The following is a 22,248-nucleotide window of genomic DNA, read 5'->3' on the forward strand; positions in this document are numbered from 1 at the left end:
AAACTTATTTTAGGACGAGTCAGTCATTTCTTTCTCCTATCATCGTTGGTGATAACACCAACAATGGCTTTCTTTCTCCCATTATCGTTGGTGCCGTTCATTGCCGTTGTTGGTGTTATTACCAACAACGTTCTCTTTCCTGTAAACTTATTTTAGGACGAGTCAGTCATTTCTTTCTCCTATCATCGTTGGTGCCGTTCATTGCCGTTGTTGGTGTTATCACCAACAACGTTTTTTTCTCCCATCATCGTTTGTGATAACACCAACAATGGCCGTGATCCAAATTCTATTTCACCAAAATCTCCTGGCTCATCAATTCCCCCCTGGTATTTAAGATCAGCACACTGTAACTACCGGCCACTATATTTCCTAATTCAATCTTTTTCAAAAAGTTACCTCCACTCACCTTCACTTGTTGATCAAATACAACCTGCCCGATCTTGTTGAAGATCTTCACCTGGTAATTACCGGCCGGCTGGTTTACAAACCGCAACTGTGCCGTCTTGTTTTCCACCGGGTTGGGCGCTATCGTGATCGAAGATGGCAGATTGATGGCTGCTACTTTCACGATGTTGCTGTAAGTGATCGCGCCACCCGGGCCTGTAGCTTTGATGCGGTAATAATTGTCTGCCGCCAATGGGCCTAAGTCATCTTTCTGATAGGTTGAAATGCCTGAAGCATCCGCTGTCAATATGCCCGTAAAGTGTTGCCCGTCGGCGCTGCGTTCTACCGTATAGCCGGTAATATTGAGCTCGTTTTCCACTTTCCATTGAACGCGTATGCTCCTTTCGGCATTGCGGGTAGCCGTTACCGAAACAAATGTCACCGGTGTTGGCCCCGCTATCTGGCGGTTGAATACGATCTTGAAGCGATCGCGTGCAGAAGACAACGGATCAGCTGTTACCACAAAATCTACCAGCGTTTGTCCATTCAGGTCGATGGGTGTTTTTAATTGCAGGAAACGGTCGTAAACCCAGGCGGTACGTCCCGGCAGCAACATATTCCTCGTATCCAGCTGCCATTGGTAGGCTACCTGGCGGGTGCCGGTCAGTTCAAGGTGCAGCGTATCGTTGTTTTCCGGCGAAGGGCGCCTTTCTACCGCCGCCAGCGAATTGCCGGCCCGGAAGCTGGTATTCTCGTTGGTGCCCGGTATTTTCTGCCCGTCGTTGTTGTCGTAATTCCTGGAGTAATTACCAAAAATGGCCATGGCCCCATCGAGTAAAGTATTTTCACCACCCGGAATCTTTTCCAGCAGGTTTATTTTCAGGAGTTCCACCTCTTCCCCGCTTCCGCCACGGTTCACCAGCCTGCTGCTATCTGTTTTGGCTGCTTCGCTGAAAGCGATCTTTCCGACCAATCCGGTTTGTGCCTTGATAAAAAATGCCTGTCCGGATTGCAACCTGTTCACAATATCTACAGGATAAACCCCACCCGTTGGAGTGATCTCGTAGTTGGAGCCCACCACGGTAAGGGTACGGTATTTTCCAAAGCCAAAGCTTCCGCCCAGTGTTGGATCCCAGATGTATATTTCATCGGTCAGGTTTGTTTTCAGCAATGCCCTGATGTCGATAGAAGATGCATAAGGATTACCTACTGACTGGTATTTACCTGGTTCAGTCACTACTTCACCCGGTAGGTTGCCCGGGGCATATATCTGTCCGCGGGTGCGGAGTACCGTTGCGGAGGATGGATTGTTGTGCGTTTGAGTGCTGGTGCGGTCCCCACGTACAAACAGCATGTAACCTTTCGGATCGTTGACAGGTTCGCTGGTGCTGGCCGGGCCGTTGTCCCATTGGTCAACCAGGGGCAGGTAACGCTTGAGATTGGCGCTGGCCCCGGTATTGTCAAATCCGCCGGCGGTACCATAAGGGCTATAAATAAGTGTTCCAAAACCTGCTTTCGCATTCGCCATCGGCGCATTGTTTTCCTGCCATGCTTCGCGGATGGTTTGTGAACCGGTGGTTGGTGTGCTCAGGAACTGCCAGGCACGGCCATGGGTATTGGTAGGGATATAACGCTCTACGATGAACCTTCCGGTTCCGCTGTAATCCAGTGTGGCAGTGCCTATCGGCGCAATACTGGCTGTGTTGGCAGCCGTGGACCTGATCACTATGTCGCCGGTACCAAAACGCAGGCCGGAGTTATTTTCGAAGAACATCCTTCCAAGAACGTTCACATTCCTGTCAGGGATCACCACCCTTCCGGGGTTTGCCAGGCGGAGTTCCCAGATATTCATATTTTCTGCCCCGGTCCCGTTGATGGCCTGGTCGGCTGCACCGGATAATTTCAATACGCCTTTACTGCCGCTGTTTACGGTAAACGTACCATCCACAGTAATATCACCCTTCACTTCAAACCCTGTTCCTGCGGTACTTGCAAAGCTGGACAATGTATTTCCGGTACGGACGATGATGCCGCCCAGCACCTGCATAGGCAGGGCGTTGGTATTTTCGTTGTATACAGCCATGGTGCCTGTACCGGTTCCACCGATGTCCAGCGTACCTTTCACCGTGGTATAACCGCTTGCCCCTGTAAATTTCTCTGCAAGCGCATTGGCATTATGTGCCCCATTGGTGCTTTCAAATACCAGGTTAGGGTAAAACATATCGATCGCTATCACAGGCACGGTAGTACCATCTGTAGTAAATCGGTAGATCCAGGTGGCGGTAGCCGGAATGCTGCTGATGCCGGCCTGGTAAGCGGCGCGGTAATGCGCCACTGCCCCGTTGTTGGTTTTAATGAATGTTCCCGCGGTACCCATTTGCCAGGTAGCAGATGTGGCAAACGTTACCCCATTTCCGCTACCCGAATTGCTGCGGTCGATGAAAGTACCTTCCACCACCAGGTCGGCGCCCCCGGTATTCCCGTTGCGGATATTCAATCCATCCACCGTTCCAAGTTCGAGCGTACCGCCATTGACGATGGTCACTTTATCGATGTCTACGGTTATATCTCCCGAAATATTAATTTTAGAACCGTTCTTGATGATCACTTCCTGGCTGTTGGCTTCTGTAGGGTATACACAGGCATTCACCCATGTATTGCCGTCGTTGCTCATTTCCCAGCTGGCGGCGCTTGTCCAGTTGCCATTGGCAACCCTGCTGCGGTAGATGATCCTTGTTTCCGCCACCACTTTGATGTTCACCGCTGTTGAAGCGATGAAACAGGTAGCATCATCTTCCCTTACCTGCACATAATATTGGTAACCGTCTTTGGCGGCTGGTGTAATGGTGATGGTTGAACTGGTAGCATTCGATACAACTCCCGTGCTGATGGTTACCCAGTTTGCCGCACCCGGTGCCAGCTCATACCATTGAAACACCAATGATCTGCCGCCCGATACCCCTTGTGTGGCATTGACGGTATAACTGGCCGTTGTTGAATTACAGGTCAAGGCCTGGTTGGCAGGCTGTACACTGATAGCCGGGGAATTGCCGAGTGACTGAGGGGTGATACCTACCACGCTGCAATCGAACCCGTCGCCGATATCGGTGATAATCCAATCGGAAGCGGTGAAAGTGGCGCGGGGATAATATTGTCCTAACGCACGTTTGAGGTAATACCCTGCGGAGCCGATGGTAACATCCACATCATCCACTACTACTGCCCCGCTGCTTTTCCTCAGCTGGATACCGTCATTACCATTGTAGCCACTGCCCATGGTGCCGTTGGTGGCCGGCAACGCACAATCGCTTCCTGTAACACCGGCCACACCGATGCTTCCGGCGGCAATGCTTCCTGTGAGGTTCAGGTAATTGGTATAAGTGCCGCCGTAATTATCAGCCCTGTAAATGGAATATCCTGAAAGGTTGATGGTGGAAGATGTTCCGTTGAATAAAACGATCTTACCGCCACTACCCGTCTGCTCGTCGAGTATCTCGTAAATGATCAGGTCTGTTGCGGCGCCGCCCCCTGCGGTCAGTTCACAACCGTTGTCGGCTGATGTGATGACCGTAAAAGGCGCTTCCGAATCGCAGGCGAGTGAGGTATTCACCGTAACCGTACCGCTCGTAGCCCCGGCAGGCACTACCACACTGAGTTCGGTAGCGCTTACAAATGTAGTGGTAGCGGCTGTTCCGTTGAAATCAACCGTGGTTCCGGCGGTGAAATTGCTGCCGGTTATTTTCACGATCGTTCCAACAGGACCGGTTGCTGGCTGCAAAGTGATGGCAGCCGGGATACAATTGGGCAGACAGAAAACTTTTACGTTTTCGATATAAACCCTTTCGTCTGTATTGGCCGAAAATTTCAGGACCGAGCCTGCCGGCACGCCGGTAAAATTCATTACTTTTTCCTGGTAAGCAGTGTTGAACATATTGATCGTTTGCGAAGCGGCACCAAAAGAAACGGTAACAGTTCCTTCCGAAGCCGACCAGCCCTTGCCCTGAAATTTCACACTAACATTTCCTGAAACACCCGTCAATGCTGCTGTTGCGATACTGCCTGCGGAACTTCCCGATGCAAGCCGCATTGCTGTGCCCGATATTTCGGTGTAACCTGTTCGTGCTGGAAAATCAGCGCCGTTCATTTCAAAACATGGGCCGTCTGCCACCGTAAGTATCGCGGTGCCGGATGTTTTGCTGCCGCAAAAATTGCTTACCAGTACACGGTAGCGGTAACCGTTTTTACTCAATGGTACCGATGTAAGGTTAAGTGTTGCAGAGTTGGTACCGATGTTTGTCCAGTTAACCCCGTCCGGGCTTTCCTGCCATTGATAGGCAAGCGCTGCGGTACCGGTAGCAGCCACGGTAAATGTGGCATTACCGCCGGTGGTGATGCTCAGGTTGGCTGGCGATGTACCGATCGTCACGGCTGTATTGATGGTGATGGTCCCGCTGGCTATCGCCGGGCCCCAGCAGCCTGTGGCGTTCCTTCCCCTCACATAAATATTGGCGGTAGTGGTTGTTACGGTATAGCTGGTGGTACCTGCGTTGATGGCGGTAGATACACCTGTTGAAGTGGTCTGCCAGTAATAGGTCACGCCTGCTTCCGGGGTGCTGTTGTTGTAAGTGAGTATGGCCGATCCGCACGCCGGGTTATCGCTCGGTGTGATGGTGCCCGCCGGGGCCTGCGGCAATGCCACCACATTCATGGTGATATTGGCGGATTGTGCAGTATTTGTTGTGATACAACCTCCCGTAACGGTGATGGCGCAGGATACCAGGTCGCCATTCACCAACGTGGTAGTGGTGAATGTAGCGGCAGTCTGCCCCGCAACATTTCCCCCGTTAATTTTCCATTGATAAGCATTGGATGCTACCGTACCTCCGCCCAAAGTGGCCGGCGTAGCGGTAAATGTTGCGGAGGCTCCTGTACATATCGGGTTGGTGCCGCTTGTTTGAGCGATGGTAACTGTGGGGGTTACAGGCGTCGTGATAGTTGCGTTGATGGTATTGGAAGTGGCTGTTGAAGAAAGCACACAACCACCGGTGATGCTGATGGCACAGGAAACCTGGTCGCCATTAACGAGTGTATTGGTGGTAAATGCAGCGGCTGTTTGCCCCGCAACATCCACCCCACCTATTTTCCATTGATAACCGGTAGTAGCATTTACGCTTCCGCCACCAAGGTTGGCAGGTGTAGCGGTAAAAGTGATGTTATTCCCTGAACAAACAGCGCCCGTTAGACTTGCGGCAATCGTTACAGTTGGTGTAACTGCAGCCGTAATGATGATGTTGCTGTTGTTGTTGGTGCTGATCACAGGCGTACTGTTGGTACTTTTTATCCGCACGCGGTACGCCGTGCCTGCGGCAGTTCCGGAAGGCAGGGTTGCTGTGATGGTAAATGTACCGCTGCCCGAAACAGTACCGCCGAGGTTGGTGGTAACGCCGGCAAAACTTCCGAGGTTACTGCTCAGTTCGATAAACGGGGCGGTGATCGTTCCGGTAGTAGTATACGTAAGTGATATCGTATTATCAGCAGCATTACAATAGGAACCTAATGCCTGCGTGGCGGGAGATAATGTAATTGTTCCCGCGGGGATGGCGGGCACCAGTTCGCCATCGGCCCTGAGCATGGCGCCTGCGGTAAATCCGTTGAAAGTGATCTTCGCCAGCTGATCGTCTGTAAGGCCGGTGGCATCTGTTCCAACATAAATTCGTCCGGCAGTACCACTTCCGCCTGCCACGCCGGCCCAACCGGTGATGGACAGCGTTGTACCGGCCCAGGTGAGTGCACTGCTGTTATTGAAACGTAAAGTATGCACACCTGTGCCCAATGCCAGGGTCGAGTTAGCTGAAAGATCAAGTGTGCCGACAACATCTGAAAAACCTGTACTGGCACCGGTCCTGAATGTTCCGCCGGCTAATACCATGTTACTTGCATCGGCGATAGCGTTGTTGACTCCGGACTGTAAGGTGCCCGCGTTCACGATCGTGTTACCGGTATAGGTATGAGCGGTGGCCAGCAAGACTGTTCCCGCCGTAGCGGTGAGGCTGCCCGAACCTGTAACAATATTTGTCAGGGTGATCGTTCCGCCGGTAGCATCGAATAAGCCACCGCTGGCCCCGAGTGTGATACCGCGGTTACTCGAAAAATTGATCGCCCCGCCGGAAGCCAGGATCCCCCCTCCGTTGAGGGTGATCTGGTTGGCGGTGAATGAAGCCGGGTTGGCCCCAAACCTGCTTTCACCGCTGGCGCCGATATATCCCTGGTTGATGACCACTTTACCGGTGAAGGTGTTGGCCGCACCCGGAAACAGGAGGTTGCCCGCGCCATTTTTGGTTAACGCCACATTCGCCGCCGCAGTGGTGCCGCTGACTACATCGTTGACTGTAAGCGTAGAACCAGCCATGGGGGAGAAAGTGATGTTATTGGTAGAGAGGATGATATCGCCGTTCAATACTTTTGCGCCTGCAGACACCGTAGAGATAGCATAGCTGCCTACATTGAAGGTCAGCGAGGCCACTTCAGTGGTAGCGGCGGTAAGGCCAACCGTTCCGGCAGTACCCTGGAAAACTGCCTGGGCAGTGATAGGCGCCGTTACAAGTGCCGTATTGCCAGCTACTGCGGTTGTGAAAGTGGTACCCCAGGTAGCAGAGCCCCCAAGTCCGGCAGCAGTGGATACATCCCAGTAATAAGTGGAAGGCATTTTATAGAACGTAAGATCGGCCTGGCTGCCTGTGTAGCAGGCAAAACGCGGGGCGCTGGTATTGTACTGCAGTTCCCGTGTGCCGACTGCCACATTTGTGATGGTTGCCATCCCGCCTGAAGTATACGCAAGTGTCCAGCGTTGGTTATTGGCTGTTACCGCATCTACCACCTGCACATTGTTGGAGCTTCCTGTATAAGATATATATTTAGCGGTGGCTTCGTTGTAAATGCTTTTGCCGCTTCCGTTGGTTTCCACTTTCCATACAATGGATGTTGCAGGATTGGTAATAGTAGTACCAGACGTGGGGGAAATGGCAGTCCTGTCCAGGTAAGTAGTGCTTACATAGCTGTTGTTCATTGCATAGGTAGTACCGTAAGCAATTACATAATACCCATCGGTAAGGTCTGCCGCTGCGGTTATTTTGGTAAACACACCGGTACCGGAGTATTGCGCCTGTGCATTTCCCATAGCAAGGAAAAACAGTAGAAACAAGGCCGTAATGTTTCGGATGGAAGTGTAAATTTTACTCATGACATTGTTGATATAGTGAATGATGTTTTATTAGTTTTTTTCTGTTCCCAACCGGGCAAAGCAGTAGCTAAGGCAAGGCCGTTGGCGGGTTGCTGCAATGTTGAGAACAGGTTAAAAAATGTGAATCAGACCGGAGATCTTTCGGAGGGATATTGCTAAGGAAGCGCTAAAGTAAACCCTTGATTTTTTTTGGAGGCTGTTTCTGTGTTAAGTATTTATGACTGGAGAAATGATAATATTAATGTAACGGAAATTTAATATAAACGATCCTGGAATGGTATGGTGGAAGGAGTGGTATGGGTGATATGAGTGGTATCGTTGGCATGGGTCGGCATGGGTCGCGACCCATGCCGAAGATAGATTCAACCCCTTCGGGGTTGGTACGAAGACCCCGGAGGTTTTCTTTTCAACCTCCGTGCGTCTTGCTCCGACCCCGGAGGTTTTTCTTCAACCTCCGGGCGTCTCCCTCCGGCCCCGGAGGTTTTCTTTCAACCTCCGGGCGTCTGCCTCCGACCCCGGAGGTTTTCTTTCAACCTCCGGGCGTCTGGCTCCGGAAGAGCAACAAACGCTCCGGCGTTGGGGCAAAACGCCGGAGGTTTGATCCCTTCTCAAAACTTAACATTGGCAACATTATCTTATCGTTAATTTTGCCTAAAATATATAACATGTCAGGTAAGAAAGAAAAAAACGAAAAGAAGGTAAAAAAAGAGAAACCTTCCAAAAAAGTATCTGCGGCCAAAGCGTCTAAGAATGTGATCAAGAATAAGATGATCGAAGTATTGTTAACGATTGACCCGGCAATGAAAGAAAAAAAAGTGCTGAAGAAAGCAGAAAAAGCCACTAAGATACTCAGCAAAGGGGTGAAGAAACAAAAATCCAAAGGGGCCGTTTTGGTAGCAGAAGTATTTGAAGTAAAAACGGAAGTAAAATAGGCAAAGGATATTTGCAATTTATTTGCAGGAACGTCATTCCTTATCAGTACTGTCATTGCAGGTATCCCGCACTCTCAATGACAGTGCTATTTTAGTAACTGGCTTTATTTCAAAAAATCCGCATACCATTTCCCTGAACTTTTCACAATGCGCTCCTGCGTGGCGTGATCTACATGTACGATTCCGAATTTAGGGTAATACCCTTCGGCCCATTCAAAATTATCGAGCAGCGTCCACACAAAATACCCCCGCACATCCACACCTTCCTTTTTCGCTCTCAACACTTCAGCCATGTGCGCCTGCAGGAAAGCGAGGCGTTTCGGATCATCTACCTGCTTATCCGAAACAGTATCCGCGAATGCGGCACCACTTTCTGTTACGATGATGGGTGGCACATTCGGGTAAGCCGCAAATTTTTTCAGCAGGTGATATACCGATGCCGGGTATACCTCCCAATCCATCTGGGTGGTTTCCACCTTACGCTGGCTCGCTTTGATGATCTTCGCTTTGATGAATGGCATGAATGTGCTGTGCCTTACCAGTTCGCGGGTGTAATTCTGGATACCAATAAAATCCATATCAAATGCCAGCAGCAATTCGTCGCCGGGTTTCATCACGTGTTCGATACGGCGCAATATTTTCAGTTCGTTTACGGGGTACCCCATTCCCAGCAACGGCTCCAGGAAGAGCCTGTTGAGCAAGAGGTCAGCCTTTGATGCGGCGACCTGATCTTTTTTTACAGGACGATAAGGTTCGATATGCGAGCACGAAAACGTAGTACCGATATGGGCACCCGCTGCCAGCTGCCGTATCAATCGTCCGCCGGCCGCCTGGCTTAAAGCCGCATGGTGCACGGCCGCGAGAAAATTTTTCAATCCTTTTTTACCCGGCGCATGCACCCCCAGGAAATAACCTGCCCCGGTAAACACCATCGGCTCATTGAGCACGATCCAGTTTTTTACCCGATCGCCGAAGTGACGGACACATTGCTCCACGAAATAACAAAACCATTGCACCACATCGCGGTTTGTCCAGCCGCCCCTGTCCTGCAATGCCTGCGGCAAATCCCAATGATAAAGTGTTACCCAGGGCTCTATGCCGGCTTCCAGGGAATGATTGATCAGCCGGTTATAAAAATCAATTCCCTTGGTATTCACTTCACCGGTACCGGAAGGCAATATCCTGCTCCAGGAAATCGAAAAGCGATGGTTCTGAATATTGAGCGTATTGAGCAGATCCGTATCCGGTGCATACAGGTGGTAAAAATCGCAGGCGGTATTGGCATGCTGCCGCTGAAATATCTTCCGCGGATCTTTTACAAATTCATCCCAGATGGAGGGGCCTTTGCCATCAAGGTTGTGGGCGCCTTCTATCTGGTAAGCGGCAGTGGAAACACCGAAGTGAAAACCGGGACCGAAATCGGATTTAGTGAGTGAGTGGGTCAATGGGTGAATGGGTGAATGGTGAATGGTGAACCCCGGAGGTTTTCTTTTAACCTCAGGGCGTTTCGGTGAGCAAACGCTCCGGGGTTGATGAAAAACCCCGGAGGTTTTCTTTTTAACCTCCGGGCATTTCTGTCAGCAAAACCTCCGGGGTTGATGAAAAACCCCGGAGGTTTTCTTTTTAACCTCCGGGTGTTTCAATCAGCAAAACCCTCCGGGGTTAGAGAAAAACCCCGGAGGTTTTCTTTTAACCTCCGGGGTTTTCGGTCAGCAAACACTCCGGGGTTGATGAAAAACCCCGGAGGTTTAATACATTTTCTTCAAAAACCTGGTCGATCACCGCTGCGGTGTTATCAGCATAATTCACTTCAGGGGGTGTTTTGAAATAAGACCAGCTGATCACCTTCTCCAGGTACTTATCCTCCAGTTTTTTCAATACCGGTACCCCCATTTGCTCCAGTGCCGCGGCATTGCATTGTTGTTCGTATTGCCCTTTCATGGGGATCACCATCAGTTTTTTCTTCAGGAAAAGTGTTTCGGCAGGTGTTTCAAATCCTGCTCCGCAAAGAACACCCGAACAGGAGATGAGGGCATTTATGAACTGCTCATTGTTCACCGGGTAGATATAGACATTTCTTTCCTTGTAAGCTTCTTTAGCGGTTTTGGAAAAAACGTACCACTTGATATCGGGTATATGATCCAGAAAAGCGAGGATGCGTTTGTCGGAATAAGCCGGAAGGTATACCACGTAATGATCCTCTTCGGTAGGGATGGCGTGCCTGATCTCTGAGCGGATCACAGGGGTGAATATGTTGTTGTGATATGGTTTGAAATGAAACCCATAGGCTTTTGTTACCGGGGCGTAATTTTTCAATAACATCTGTCCGAGCATATCCGTTTTTTGCGGACGAGGGGCAAACGGGTCCAGCACTGCGGCCTGGTGACTGAGGCCGATGCAGGGTTTGTTTTTACGACGGCAGGCCCAGGCACTCACCGGTTCAAAATCGCTGATCACCAGGTCATATTGTTCTACCGGAAGACTATCTATTTCTTTGTTCAGGCGTTTCAGGCTTCCTTTTTTGAATGTTTTCAGAAAGTCTACCCCACCCTTTTTCCCGAATACAAAACTCAATCCTTTGAAGCGATAACGGATCTCGAAGGGTAATTCTATTTCGGCTTCGGTACCACTAACCAGTATATCTAATTCTCCCTTTTGGCGGAGTAGCGGGATGATGTCGCGTGCCCGGGCAAGATGACCGTTGCCTGTGCCTTGTATTGCATAAAGGATCTTCATGTGAGTGAATGGTGAATGGTGAATGGTGAAATCTTTGAAGGTTTTACTGAGTGGCCATAGTTTGCTTAAAGCTGTTTAATCGTAACTTATGAGTGCCCTCCGAAAACTCTGTACACTCATGTTCTCTGCTCCTCCCCCGTCGAATGGCGTGGGGTTAAAGCAGGTAAACCGTATATAGAATGCGGGGTTAAATTTTTGCATTCAGATCGTAAAATTTCAATGGAGAATACAGATCCCTGAGGCGGTGGATGAATAATCGTATGATGAATGCCGTGATGAAATAGCCTGCTTTTTTCATGCCCTTTGTTTTAGATGACGAAAGTTGAAATACCTGTTGTAAAGTTTAGAAGGGCATATGAAATAATTGTTATTTGAATGATAAGGAATGATTAAGTCTCTCCATGGGTTGCAACCCATAGAGAGATAGATTCAACCCCTTCGGGGTTGGTTGAGAAGAAGATTTCGCCATGGGTTGCTACCCATGGCGAAGGAGAGATTCAACCCATTCCGGGTTGGCTGGATTACAATAAATATTTCTCGTCAAATTCGATCCCGTTAGCGATCAGCATCGCTTTAAGCTCGTCGTAATAGTTTACGCCCATGTGATGACGTTTCTGATTTTTGACATAATTAAAAACCCTTCTCACATCGTTAAATGAATATGTGAATGCGGCGTAGCCCGACTGCCAATAATCAAACAGCGGGAACTTCGGATTGCCTTTCATCATGTCGGAGGTCGATAATTTTATATCTTTTACCAGATCCGCCAGGCATACGGATGGATGCAGGCCGGTAAGAATATGCAGGTGATCCGGCATTCCATTTACGCCGAGTGGTTTGCAGTTTTTCTCTTTCAACACTTTCGTGATGTAGTAATAAAGCTCCTTATCAAATCCATGTGTGATGGTGGGATTTCGGAATTTTGTCGAAAAAACGATCTGGTAGTTGATCTGTGTGAATGCGCCCATATGATTTTTTTTAAAGCATAAAGATGCGAATCAGCGGATACCTGGCAAGGGGGAAAACAACAGGATTTTGGGAGATTTTCCTGCTCCGGAAAGGGTCAAATTTATATTTTAAAACGTGCTGTCCCTGGTATCAAAGGGATTAGCAAACGCTCATCTGATGTATCACCTGCGCAATGGTTTGCAACCATGGCAAACAGCGATGACCGGTTCGGCACCTGCTCCATGGGGGCAATGAGGGCAATCATCTACCGGTTCGGCATTTGTAGTACCGGATCGGCATCTGCGCCATGGGGGGCAATGAGGGCAATCATATACCGGTTCGGCATTTGTAGCACCCGATCGGCACCTGCACCATGGGTTGCAACCCATGGCAAATATATATTCAACCCCTTCGGGGTTGGTAATAATGAAGAACCCGTTCCTCCAGGGAGAAACGGGTTCCGGCATTCTTAATTTTTAATTCTTAATTGACAATTATCTTCTGCACGCTCACCTTTCCATCTTCTTTCACCACTTTCACCTCATAATTGCCTTGCGTGGTTTTAGCGCCCAGTACGATCGGGTATATGAAGTTATAACCGGATACTTTTACCGAACCGTTGTAGATCACCTGTCCAAGGTTGTTGATCACCTGTACCTGGTACAATCCTGCGGGCTGGTTAGCAAATACCAGCTGAGCTGTTTTGCCTTCTACAGGGTTCGGGTAAACGCTGATGTATGCTTTGGTTGACAATGGCGCAACTTTCACTACTTCGCTGTAGGTGATCTCGCCGGCAAGGCCGGAGGCCTTGATACGGTAATAATTATCCTGGGCCAGCGGGCTCAGATCATCTTTACCATAAGTTCCCTGGCTGGTCATAGCCGAGTTTACAATTCCGGTGAAGCTGCGGCCATCGGCACTGCGTTCGATCGTGTAACCGGTAATGTTGGCCTCATTCTCCACTTTCCATTTCACGTTGATGCTGCGGTCAGTATTTCTTGTAGCACTGATGCTGATAAACCTGACTGGCGCTGGTGCCGCGATCTTATCGAACACGATCTTAAAGCGATCTACAGCAGCCGACAGCGGATCAGCAGTTACGGTAAAGTCTAACACCGTTTCTCCATTGAGGTTTACCGGCGTATTATTTTTCAGGAACTTATCGTAGATCCATCCCCCTCTTCCGGGCTTGTCCATAAACTGTGCGGTTACTGTCCATTGATAAGCTTTTTGCCCGGCATTGCTGAATTCTACATGCAAAGTATCTCCTGCTACCGGCGAAGGCCTGCGTTCGATTGCCGCCAGCAATGTCTTTACCCTCAATCCCACATTCTCACCGGTGTTGATGAATTTGGCCCCATCCCTCCAGTCAAGGTCACGGGAGAAATCGCCGAATATCGCCATGGCGCCATCTAACACTTCCTGATTACCGGCACTGTTCCTGGTATTTAGCTGAACCCTCAAAAGTTCTGCATTACCATCAGCAACTCCGCCACCCCGGGTTACCACCTTATTGGGTTCTACCTTATTGGTTTCACTGAATGAAACCGTACCTACCTGGCCTGGTCTTGCCTTCACAAAGAATGCCTGGCCTGATTGTATTTCGTCCACGATGGTGCCAGGATAAGCGCCTCCTACCGGCGTCACTTCGTAATGGGTGCCCACTTTGGCGAGCGTACGGTACCTTCCAAAACCAAAGGCCCCTGATCCAAGTGTTGGATCCCATATATAGATATCGTCGGTGATGTTTAGGGTATCGAGTGTACGCAGATCGATCGTTGAAGCGTAAGGGTTTCCAATGGCATGGTATTTACCTGCCTCGGTTGTTGCTACATATGGCAGATTACCCGGTGCATATATCTGTCCGCGGGTGCGTAATACCGTTGCATTTCCAAAATCGCTGTTCGTCTGTGTGTTATTTCTATCGCCACGAACAAATACCATCCAGCCATTTGGATTGTTGATCGTTGCTGTCGATGTAGAATTTGGTGAAAGTGCGGAAGTCCATTGATCGGAAGACGGTATGTAAGATTTGATGTTCACACCAGTTGGCCCGTCAAAACCATTTGCCGATGTACCACCATTGATACGCGTACCAAATCCATTTATACCAACTGTACCGGAACCGCCAAACCCTTCCTGCCATGCCTGGTTGATGGTTTGGCTGCCGGTTGTCGGGGTTGCTAGAAATTGCCATGCACGGCTGTGGGAATTGGTGGCGATGTAACGTTCTACGATGAAACGGCCGGTACCATAAGTGATGGCTGCTGTACCATCAATTTTGCCAACATTTGCCGTGTTGTTCAAGTCGGATTTAAGGCTGATATCGCCAGAATTCAGGTTAAGCTTACCTACACCGTTGAACGATAAGGTACGATAAACACTGAAATTCGATTTGACCTCCACTCCAGTTGCATTATTAACCTGGAGATTATTGAACACAATCTGTGGGGTTACCAATGAGTCTGTAATATTCTGGGTGGTTGTACCGTTCAGTTTTACGGTACCATCATTATGTTTAAATATGGATGCTCCGTATTTTTTGATGTTGCCCAAAATGATGAGATCGTCAGAAGGGGCTGTTTTATCGCTTGAACCACCAATGACAAGATTCTGGTAGTGGGCATTTGCAGGGAAAGTATTCAGCGCATTACTGATGACCTGGTTATCCGGAGCAAGACCATCATATTCTATGGTAGAACCTGCTTTTAAAGTAATAGATGGGTTATTTACATTACTCACGGCAGTATTGGAGCCTCCGCTAAAACCATTAATATTTGCGATTTTGAATGTGCCCGTATCCGTTACTGTAAATGATCCCAGTGGCTGAAATTGCATGAATGAATTGGGCCCGGTGCCTAAAGCGCTTAAGCCAACGTTTGAACCAGAGATAATCACATTGGCATAAAATGGTACAGAATTGATCAGTCTTGGGCTTTGAAGAGTAGCTGCCGATTTGTTGTTAAATTCTATGGTGGTATTAGCTCCTAAAGTATAGGCTCCTGTAGCATCTGGTTTTACTCCGGTTCCTGCAGTAATATAATGACTATTTCCTGTCATCGTTAGTGTAGTATTATTACCGCCAAGATAATTAGCGCCAGCATCCACTACGGCGTTGTCCGCAACTGTAATATCGCCTAAAACTACGGAGGCAGAACTTACATTCTTATAATTGGTCCTTAGAATATTATTGTTACTGAACTTGATATTCTGATATGCGGTACGGTTTGTTCCGTCTGTGCCACGTAATGTTTGAAATGCATGCGCTCCTGTTCCAGATAATTCAATGGTGCTTCCCGAAGCGAGGATATAAGGATTTGCGGCAGTACTGCCTAACATCCTTGGGATATATGTTCCTCCACTACCTCCGGATTCTATTGTTGCTACATTGTATCCTGTCACTACTTTGTACAGAGTTCCTGCAGACATATACAGAGTTCCTGTTGAACCATCAATATATCCGGAAGTGGTTTCAATAAACTTACCTTTCCTGATATCTAATTTACCTCCGCTGGCCACCAAAGTTGCCGCGCTTGTAATAGTTGTAGGGCTGGTCATTGTTAATTCTGCATTATTATCCACCAGGTCACAGATCAGGATTTTCCCGCTTGCTGTGCCGGGCAAACCAGTGCCTGTGGACTGAGTGGCGGCCCTGCCTATATACCAAAATGTGGCAAGACTGGTGTAATTCGGTGCATTTGTGACCTGAACGTTTCCGGTAGTCGGTGTAGAAGATGCACTGATTCCTGCAACAGAAGTTATTTTTAAAGTAGATGCCTGTTCAGACTTAAACATAGTACCTGTACTATAACTGGTTATATTAAGAGGTACCCCGGCAGCAAAGTTGAAATCTAATGTACCTCCAACGCTTCCGCTACCATTTACAGTAAACGTACTCTTCTGACCAAGAGGCATATCCTGGTTAATTAATTGCACGTAAGCCCCTGGTTTGACAAAGAAGTTGATGGCCTGATTTCTTGCTGCTACTGTTGTGGCTATATTAATCGTCTGTGTTAATGCGGCTGTAGATCCATCGCCCGCGCCATTGAAATTGAAAACTGCACCAGCATTTGTAACATCTGAATTCAGCATATTAGAGCCTGCCCCAATGGACAGATCCCCTGCAAGGTTTACGGTAGTAGATACGATCGTTCCTGACGACGGTGTGCCCGCATTGAAATTGAATACCCCGCTGTTACTTGTACTAAGATTGCCTTCAATTGTAAGGGCAACCGATGAGCCTGCAGTGGTTGTAGAACAAAGCCTTAATACCGCACCAGAAGACGAATTATTTTCTACGTTTCCTTTTACGGTTACAGCTACCGTACCTGCATTATTCAACATACTTACCGGCTTATTTGCCCATGTACTGTTAACGATAAGATTTCTTCCGATAGTGGCAGTATAACTTGCTGCATTTACAAAACGTACTGCGTAATTTGCCCCGGTAGCAGCCGAATTAAAGATCAGATCGTGATTGGTAAGATATCCACTGAACCCATTGTATAACAATTGTAAAGTTTGCGCATTGGAAGATGAGCTCATATCTATGATGAGGTTGCCAAAATATGCCGTTACGCCCCCATCTGTATAGGTAGAAACATCAGTTGACGAAGCTATGAGAAACGTAGTGGACGAATTATCCCATTCCTGGATGTAGAGGTTCGAATTCTTATGAAATTTTTCTACACCTGTCCATAGATTGGCGAGATAAGACTGAAGGTAAAAATTACCATCATCTTCCACTTCGATCACAGAAGTTGCATTTCTGAGGAAAGTGCCACTGGTGCTGCTTACATAAAAATTTGCATTGGCTGCAATATGCAACGTTGCGCCGGCTGTCAGGCTCATTCTTCCACTCATCAAAACATCACCTCCTTTAATATCGAGCGTTTTACCTGAATTTATAGTAAGGCCTGTACTGGTATTTCCAGAAAAAACGGTTGTTCCGGCCCCACTCACCACAATATTGTTATAACTCGAACCGGCTGCAACATCTATATAACTACCCGCCAGATAAATGGTGGGTGGTTTTGACCCGGCGGCTAACGATTGTGGAGCTTCCGCAGCGAGCGTTACATCCGCCCAACCGGAGGATGTCCATTTCTGCCAGGGATAAATACCTGATCCATCGGCGGTGACAGAACTAAAAAAGTAAGTGCCAGTAAACGCAGGATTAGTTTGATAATCGCCTAATGCATATGAAACCGCTGAAATGTTAAACGAATTTGAAGTGCCCGTTAGAACAGGAGTTGTAACATTTCCTGTAAGTGTGATGCCCGTTTGCACTGAGGCGAATTGAACATTGTTGATGGTTACTACCCCGGCAACAAGCGTATACGGTGTAGAGGATGTCATGCCAGTACCCGATGTGGTTAAGTCGACAGATTCAGTTCTATCAAGATCAGTATTTCCCAGAGCATCTTTTGCACTGATCGTGAAAGCTGCAAGGTTGATAGCCACAGAGCCATTTGCCACTGTGCTAAAAGCAAGCCTGTCTGCAGTTACTTCTATACGATTTCTGTCATTACCGGCATTATTGTCGGAAACTGCACCAAAAGAAGTAAATGTAGAAGAGGTATTGCTTCCCGCAGCGGTAGCGGCCGTAACAGTAAACACAAGTTTTTCATTATCTGCAACAACTGTATTAAATACCACACGCAAAATTGCTTGTGTATTTCCACCATCAGTGAGCGTGCTTATAGCAAGCCCGGAGAATGCAAGTGTATTTGCTCCTACAGTAGTTACATCAGCTATTTTTGAACCGCTGGTAGTAAATAAAGCTGCAGATCTGATAGTATTGGCAGTTCCTGTATAAGTAAATGTAATTGAGTTTAAAATTGTTGGCAGGTTATCCGCATCCACACCATCTGTGATGATGATATTGTGAACACCTACACTTCCTCCTGCGGCTGCAGGAACGGCAGTATTTACGTACGTTAAGTATGGAATATTTTGAGTATAAGAGTAAGTGGCGTCTGTTGTGATAGTGCTTAAGGCACTTGGTGTGCCGGTACCGGAAACATTGATGAGGTATGCTGCTTCATCGGGATCTGTATTATTAAAGGTAATGTTAGCTGTTCTTGCCCCAATCCCGCCTGGAGCAAATCTTACTGTAATATCCTGTGAACCGCCTGCTACAACAGAAAAAGGAAATGATGGAGGAGTTACCAAAGTGAAATCTCCGGCATTTATACCGGCAAAATTAATACTGTTTACACCTAAAGCCGCAGTTCCTGTATTCAATATTCTGAATACTGCAGTCACGTTATCACCCCATGCAACTGTTCCAAAAGAAGCTCTTGTTCCATTTACTGCGATAGAGGTTCCTACCGGTGATTGGATGTCAACTTCGGGTGTTGGCGGTGTATATACCAGATTGATATTTCCACCCGTGAATACAATGGAGAAAGATCCTGTAATTGTTACTCCGGTTAATGCTGAAGTATTTACGGTAACAAAGGTGGATACCGGCGAACCACTTCCATAAGTACCTATTTGCCAGGTATAACTGAGTGTATTGTCAAAGCCAGGCATAGTTCCGTTAATGGCTACTGTAAAAGCACCACTTGCAGGCGTTGTCAATGCACCTGAAGCTGTAATAAAATCCCAATTTGTACCGGCATTACCACCTGAAGGCAGCGCATTAATATCGAACCTGTAAGAACCTGTATTGTTCCATGTCATGGCACCTACATTAATTGTTCCGATTCCTGTTCCTGCAGGTGAGATTGTACCGGTAATGGCCGCAGAACCAGTTGTACCAGCACTGCCGGTGTTAGATAAAGTAGCACCATTTGCCACAGTTATATTACTGACTAATGTATTGGCATTAATGAGTAATGTACCGGCAGCAACAGTAGTAGCCCCCAGGTATCCATTAGATCCTGAAAGAGTCAATGTCGCAGTTCCATTCTTGGTAAGTGTATTTCCAGCTATGCCGGTAATACCACCGGTAAGTGTAATATTTGCATTGTTTCCTATGGATGTTGCAGACCCCAGAGTGATCGGGCCGGAATATGTAGCCGCGGCAACAACATTTATCATGGCACCAGCCCCGGTACCAGTTCCGTTCAATGTTAATGGTTCGGCAGTACTCAATGTGATACCATTAAGATCAAACACGGCACCACTTGTTACTGAGGTACCGGCACCTGTTGTTCCCAAAGGCGAATTTATTCCATCACCCGCTGCACCCAGTGTTATAACACCTGCACCGATGGTGGTCGCCCCTGTGTAAGTATTATTACCGGATAACGTCATAGTACCTGTTCCGGTTTTGATCAGGGAAAGTACACTCGCCCCGTTTTCGAGTGTACCTGAAAAAGTGGTGGTGGTATTATTTCCACCTGTGGTCAATGTACGGGCTGTATTAACCGTACTCATTATGTTACCGGCACCAGCAATAGAACCAACCGCTTCACTTAATCCATTCATATCAAAAAAGGCACCCGAAGCTATGCTCAAAGGGCTTGCATCCGGAATTCCACCGGCTGTTGTACCCAGGCGGATCGTTCCTGATGTAATAGTTGTTGCGCCTGAATAGGTATTTATTGCTCCCAGAATAGTGATTCCTGAACCATTTTGAGTAACACCACCTGTACCGCCTATAACATTTGGCAGCGTAAGAGATGCTGTTGAAACTGGTGCGGCAGTGATCGTATTGGCTCCCAAAGCAATACCATTTGTAGCTGTAAGGCTAAAAGCACCCGTTCCGCTCGTGGTGATACTGTAATCGTTTGTGTTTACTGTAATCGATTTTGCTGTTTGTGAGGCACTCAGGTTTACAACGTTTGGCGTTCCACCAGTACCTTGAAAAATAACATCATCCGTTGTGGCGGCAGTTACCAATGGATTGCTACCAGTGGCTACGGTAGAAAAAGTAGTACCCCATGTAGCAGAGCCACCCGTGTTGGGGTTGGCAGTAGAGGCATCCCAATATTTACCTGCTGACGCCTTTTTATACAAATAGATCGCCCCTTGTTCGCTACTGTAGCAGGCAAACCTGGTTGCGCTAGCGTTATGGCTCATAAGGTTCCTAGGACTAGCATTCGTGTTAGGATGACCTGTATTTGTAATGATCGCCTTGGTTGCAAAAGTGATGGTCCAATCACTTGGGGCGGCCTGGCCATTAAGGTAATTATTTGCAGAAGTACCTGTTGCTGGAATAAGGTAAGTGGAATTGACTGCATCAAAGAGCAGGTATTTTCCGGTACTTCCGTCACTAATAGTTATTTCAAAAGGCTCAGTACCTGCACTTGCTGTGGCAGGAGTAGTGGAGATAGTCATAACCCCAGAGACATTAGTAATAGTAACAGCACTCCTGTTTCGGTAATTCGTATTTTGCGAGCCCAATGCCTGTGCCGCACCTGCCAAATTACTGGAAACGATCAGATATTTTCCACCAGGATCAATGTCTGCTGTTGAGGTAATGAGAGTATACGTGCTTTGTCCGAAAGCATTTCCGGCAAAACACAATAAACAACCCAATAACAATTTCGCGTAAATCTTCTTCATAACCAGCTATTTAATAACTAATACAATTAATTAAAATTCAGAAAATGTAGAGGTACGGAAGGGGATCGGAAGGAGACTTTACAAAGGATTGGAATCTGCGAATATACAGTCCGCAACCCATATACCGAGTTGCGCCAGCAGGAAGTAATGCTCAATTTACGCACAAAAAATCAACGACATATGCGTAATACATTGATTATGAACACATGGTTTTTATGTTACTTCAATATTAACTAAATATTAAATCTGCTAAAAACCAGACTGCAAAAATATACGAAAAGTTGCTCATAACAACTTTCATTGGTTCTATTGTGCTGTAGTAAAACTACTATATTTTAATAAGCCTGAATGTGGAAATTACTACGGAAAAGAGAAAAACCCAGTCTTACCTCCCCATGATCCTTTATTAAGCACTGATTTTCAATAAAATGACTAAAAAACGTAATAGGACCATTGCACCACGGGACGTTTCCTAATGAATTACATTTTTTTAGTAATAGTCAACAAATATTTCAGGAAGCTGAAGGCCACGGGGTTTTTCTGCCCTGGTTTATAGATCCGGATGTTTTCTTAACTGCCCGGGCCGCGTCTCCAACAAACACACCGGGGTTATACGAAAACCCCGGAGGTTTTTCCCAAAGGAAACTGTACAAAAAAAGTACAATATAATTATTTTTATTGCGCACATTTTGTAACTTCGTGCTACAATTCCCGTTCTGAAATCTGGTACATTAAGGCACAGGGAAGATGAAGTTTTTCGCACGGCAATGCACAACTTTATCAGTATTATTTAATGTACCGCTCATCATTAAATAATCAACACCATGAAAACTTTCACACAACCCATCACCACCCTCAGCGAAGCCTACGCCACCATTCATGATTTCTTCAGCTGTTATCACCTGCACGAAGCCGTAGACGATCTCAACCGTATGTTTGGCTGGGCCTGTAAAGAGGGGTATTACAAAAAATCAGCGCCGGCCAATCTACTCTTTCACGCCCAACAGCTTCACCGGCTTTTCTGCGCAGCAGAGATCATCCGGTACAGCACCGGCAGAAAAATGTCACCGGTACTGTTCCATCACACTGTTGATAAAGCATCGCCTGTTCACTTCAAAGGCACCCATACCCCCTGTACCGAATGGGAATGTTACCCGCGGCACCTCACTGCCGAAGAATACCTGAACCCCTATTGGGCCTTTGAAAAACTGACCGGTATGCGTAACTGGGAAGCTATGCTACAGGAATTGATGGAATCCGCTTTAAGCAAGGGCAGTATTGAAGGAAATTATACGATCCGTGAGGTAATGGATTGCAAAGAAAATATGCTGAAAGTTGTGGAAGGCAGCTGGCTGATAGAAATCAGGAACAATAAATTTAACTGATGCTGCTGCTGATCTCAGGAAGCCTCTTTGGAAAGCTGATCCATCAAGGCCGGCATCATCAATATCCACCGGAGAAAAAATAAAAAACCGGCCAGCCGGTGAAACT

Annotated in this window: 8 protein-coding genes; 2 read left to right on the plus strand and 6 right to left on the minus strand. The window is 47.5% G+C overall.

What is annotated here, in order from left to right; translation table 11 throughout:
• Window positions 1–286: 286 nt before the first annotated feature.
• Window positions 287–7,624 carry a hypothetical protein gene (locus tag EGI32_RS13115; RefSeq protein ID WP_255155817.1) on the minus strand — a complete coding sequence of 2,446 codons (7,338 nt, stop codon included), beginning with the start codon at window positions 7,622–7,624 and terminating at the stop codon, window positions 287–289.
• Between the two features lie 665 nt (window positions 7,625–8,289).
• On the opposite strand from EGI32_RS13115, the gene EGI32_RS13120 reads away from it, so the two are divergent.
• Entirely contained in the window at window positions 8,290–8,556 is a 267-nt protein-coding gene (locus EGI32_RS13120) for a hypothetical protein (RefSeq protein WP_255155818.1), read from the plus strand.
• 104 nt (window positions 8,557–8,660) lie between these two features.
• Here EGI32_RS13120 and EGI32_RS13125 read toward each other — a convergent pair whose 3' ends face one another.
• The 5 genes from EGI32_RS13125 to EGI32_RS13145 form a co-directional block, all read right to left on the minus strand.
• The gene (locus tag EGI32_RS13125) at window positions 8,661–10,001 is read right to left on the minus strand and encodes a GH1 family beta-glucosidase (RefSeq protein ID WP_255155819.1); all 1,341 of its coding nucleotides are present in this window, start codon (window positions 9,999–10,001) and stop codon (window positions 8,661–8,663) included.
• A 244-nt stretch (window positions 10,002–10,245) separates the two neighbouring features.
• Entirely contained in the window at window positions 10,246–11,292 is a 1,047-nt protein-coding gene (locus EGI32_RS13130) for a glycosyltransferase family protein (RefSeq protein WP_255155820.1), read from the minus strand.
• A gap of 521 nt (window positions 11,293–11,813) precedes the next feature.
• Window positions 11,814–12,260 carry an IS200/IS605 family transposase gene (tnpA, locus tag EGI32_RS13135; RefSeq protein ID WP_255155821.1) on the minus strand — a complete coding sequence of 149 codons (447 nt, stop codon included), beginning with the start codon at window positions 12,258–12,260 and terminating at the stop codon, window positions 11,814–11,816.
• Between the two features lie 162 nt (window positions 12,261–12,422).
• Window positions 12,423–12,707, minus strand: a complete 285-nt coding sequence (locus tag EGI32_RS13140; protein ID WP_255155822.1) for a hypothetical protein — start codon at window positions 12,705–12,707, stop codon at window positions 12,423–12,425.
• 16 nt (window positions 12,708–12,723) lie between these two features.
• Window positions 12,724–20,757, minus strand: coding sequence for a choice-of-anchor D domain-containing protein (locus tag EGI32_RS13145; protein WP_255155823.1), 8,034 nt, complete (start codon window positions 20,755–20,757; stop codon window positions 12,724–12,726).
• A gap of 824 nt (window positions 20,758–21,581) precedes the next feature.
• Here EGI32_RS13145 and EGI32_RS13150 point away from each other — a divergent pair.
• On the plus strand, window positions 21,582–22,142 hold the full coding sequence (locus EGI32_RS13150; RefSeq protein ID WP_255155824.1) for a hypothetical protein: 561 nt from the start codon (window positions 21,582–21,584) through the stop codon (window positions 22,140–22,142).
• The last annotated feature ends 106 nt before the right edge of the window (window positions 22,143–22,248 follow it).

Origin of the sequence: Ferruginibacter sp. HRS2-29 (assembly GCF_024343615.1) — a bacterium.
Taxonomy (GTDB): Bacteria; Bacteroidota; Bacteroidia; order Chitinophagales; family Chitinophagaceae; genus Ferruginibacter.